General features: G+C 42.4%; 3 protein-coding genes. All 3 read right to left on the bottom strand.

The window, feature by feature from the left end; translation table 11 throughout:
• Window positions 1–180: 180 nt before the first annotated feature.
• The 3 genes from PN470_RS03840 to PN470_RS03830 all read right to left on the bottom strand — a co-directional run bounded on the left by PN470_RS03840 (window position 181) and on the right by PN470_RS03830 (window position 2,938).
• Complete coding sequence (locus tag PN470_RS03840) at window positions 181–1,269, bottom strand: DNA methyltransferase (RefSeq protein ID WP_272103721.1); 1,089 nt, start codon at window positions 1,267–1,269, stop codon at window positions 181–183.
• A gap of 369 nt (window positions 1,270–1,638) precedes the next feature.
• On the bottom strand, window positions 1,639–2,070 hold the full coding sequence (locus tag PN470_RS03835; protein WP_110545493.1) for a DUF29 domain-containing protein: 432 nt from the start codon (window positions 2,068–2,070) through the stop codon (window positions 1,639–1,641).
• A gap of 55 nt (window positions 2,071–2,125) precedes the next feature.
• Window positions 2,126–2,938, bottom strand: coding sequence for a HEAT repeat domain-containing protein (locus PN470_RS03830; RefSeq protein ID WP_272103723.1), 813 nt, complete (start codon window positions 2,936–2,938; stop codon window positions 2,126–2,128).
• Window positions 2,939–2,972: the final 34 nt, after the last annotated feature.

The following is a 2,972-nucleotide window of genomic DNA, read 5'->3' as shown; positions in this document are numbered from 1 at the left end:
TGTCCCACGGTACGTTGACCGCCTATAGCTTCTTGTACTTGTTGCGCGCGACTTTTTACCCGGCCAAGCTTTTCTGGTCGGAACCCCCTAAGCCGAGTTTTCAAGGTGCTGCGCCGTCCACTTGGTTTTCGAGACTGGCCTCTTAATTCTAACGTAAAGCCAACCTAGAACGGCGGGGTTTCAGACCCAAAATTTCCGATGAACTACTTGACTAAACCTTTTGACTCCATAATAGAAATAAGTTTCGTCAATTTCACAAGCGAAAGCTTTTCGATTCAGGATATTGGCAGCTAAAGAGGCACTGAAAAGCCCCCCAAATGGTTCCCAAACCACATCCTGTTCCTCACTTGAAGCTGCAATAATTAATTTCATCAGATCCAGTGGCTTTTGATTTAAGTGAACAGCTTTACCATCCTGAGACTTAATTCGTTCATCATCGCGCAAAGCTGAACGATCCCAAACATTTGTAAAACCATGAGGGCAATTAAATTTAGAGCGCATCTTCTCCCACTCTTTACCTGTTAAAGGACGCTGGCCATTTTTAGAAAAATAGGGTTTTCCCTCTGGGTTTCCGTGTTCGTTGGCATAGAAAACTAATTTTTCAAACATTTCGGGTGGGGGAAAATACCATAAATGTCCTTGGTCAAAATATTTTCTTGTTGCCGCATCTGCGACACCACAAGCTAAATTAGCTTGACGCAAAGGTAAGCCTGATCTTAACCATTCCTTTCGGAGCCATTCTTTAAGTGTTAAGTCAGCAATTTTGACTTCTCTAACGTATTGGACACAAACCTCTGTCACCACTGGAAAACGCCTTATTTTCTCTGTGTTGACATTACCTGCAATATGACCTTTTCCTTTATTCCATATATTACAATTAACATATCGCCAGCCAAATTTCTCAAGTATTGGATGTACCACAGCCCAGCCAATTTCTGAGTTCCAAAACCAAAGAGTTGTATTTGGCAAGGCCAACTTAGACCAAACTTCCACATGAGGTTCATACCATTCAGGTAGGTCAAGATGATCTGATGTATCACCTTCAAATCCTAAAAGACCGTAGCCTCCGTCTGAGATTATTACTATAGGTTGTTCCCAAGAATCATAATGTTCAATGCTATTACCAAGACTCAGACTAACACTGCTGTTATTCCAAGCTGAAAAAGCTAGTTTCTCAGTAAGTTGGACAGTTTTGCCACGCCCAACAGTGCTTGTTGCTTTATTCTTCTTTATACTTGGCAGACGATGGGAAGGCTCAGGTATATCCATGGATTTTTTTATCGTCTTATAAACAGTATGAATATCAATACTCTATCCTGTTTTAGGATATTTGGCTACCCCATAAACCAATGACCTAGAAACTTAGCCTAAGACTAGCAAACTTTCTATCTCCTCGCTCAAGTTTTCCCAGTCAACTTGTCAAAGTTTTTTTGTTTTAACAGAGTGATTGTTTAGTTCAGCCAGCCGACATAATCGGTTTGAATTAGCATAAAACCTCTGGATTTTATGAGTTTGAATTTCCCTAGAAAATAACCAATTATTTACAGCATTTCTCATAGAGATAAAGTATAACCTGATCGGACATCGTCTCAGATTTGACCGTCTCCTAACCCCACCAACAAACTTTTAAAGATAATTTTATCGCCAAACTTTTTTCTGTAAAATCTGACTAATTTCTTGGGGAAAAGGACAATCATCGGGAAGGTTAAAAGATTGATAATCTGGGTTATCTCGCAAGCTTTTTAAAGCCGTGGCATAGCAATCTAAAAATACTTGATCCCAGTAGGGTTTTAAACTAGGAGAATCCCTCAAAAGTTCTTCTAGTTCCCGTTGACTGCGCCTAATAGTTTCTTGCCAACCTCGATAATCCTCAACGTAATCAGTATAGCAAAGTTTGAGGCAGTGTTCTAAGATGGTGGTTAACCGGTTGCGGAGTTCACGTTTTTGACTTCTGCCCAAACTTTCTATCTCCTCGATCAAGTTTTCCCAGTCAACTTTATCAAAGTTTTTTTGTCTTAACAGAGTGATTGTCTCGTTCAGCCAGCCGACATAATCAGTTTGAATTAGCATAAAAACCTCTGGATTGCATCGGTTTTAATTTAGATACAAAATAACCAATGATTAATTACAATAAACTATCCATTAAAGTGAGAATTTCCGAGATATTTTCGCCCCTAGAATTAGTTTTTAGATGGTTTTCTAAAAGTTCCTTGAGAGCAACCAGTTTCAGACTATTTTCCGCCAAAGTATTAGCGATCGCAGGGGCGGCTGGCAGATAACCCGTAGCACCTAAATCCATTAAAGCAGAACGACGCAGCTGTAATTCTTCCCCTTGCAAGGCCTTAATCAGAATATCGCCATAGTGGGGGTTAGCTGTGAGTTGATAGAGGGCGCGAGCAGCCGCATAACGCACTTTTTCGACGAAATGCTTTAAAAACGGTTCGATGAGGGGAATCGCTTCCGTCGCTTGCAGGGTTCCCAATGCCTCGATAATCGCCTCGTAAGGTTGGACTAAATGGGGTTTTCCCGCCACTAAAACGGCCACTTCGATGCCACCCTCTAATAGTTTCTCTAAAGGTGCGATCGCGCTTCGATCCTTAAGCATTTCCAATGCCTGGGCAGCCGATTCGCGCACATAATAATCCTCGCAGTCGAGACAGGCAATCAAAGCGGGAACACAACTGAGATCATCTAATTTCCCTAAAGCGCTGGCAGCATTGCGTCGCAGGGGATAACCGCCATCGGGAGTGCGATCGCTTTCGTCCTCCAAAGCGGCAATTAAGGCCGAAATCGCCTCCGGTTGACGAACACGAAATCTACCCAACCACCAAGCAGCATAATAACGCGCGCCTAGGTCTTCTCTTTGCTGGATATTAGCGATCGCTTGTTCAACGGTATAGGCCGGATTATCGACGGCAGCAGAGTAAGAATCGCTCATAGACAAGTGAAAATGGGTGTGGGGTGTGGGGTGT

Source organism: Microcystis sp. CS-574 (genome assembly GCF_028329095.1).
Taxonomy (GTDB): domain Bacteria; phylum Cyanobacteriota; class Cyanobacteriia; order Cyanobacteriales; family Microcystaceae; genus Microcystis; species Microcystis ichthyoblabe_A.
This window is presented reverse-complemented; position numbering and strand designations above follow the sequence as displayed.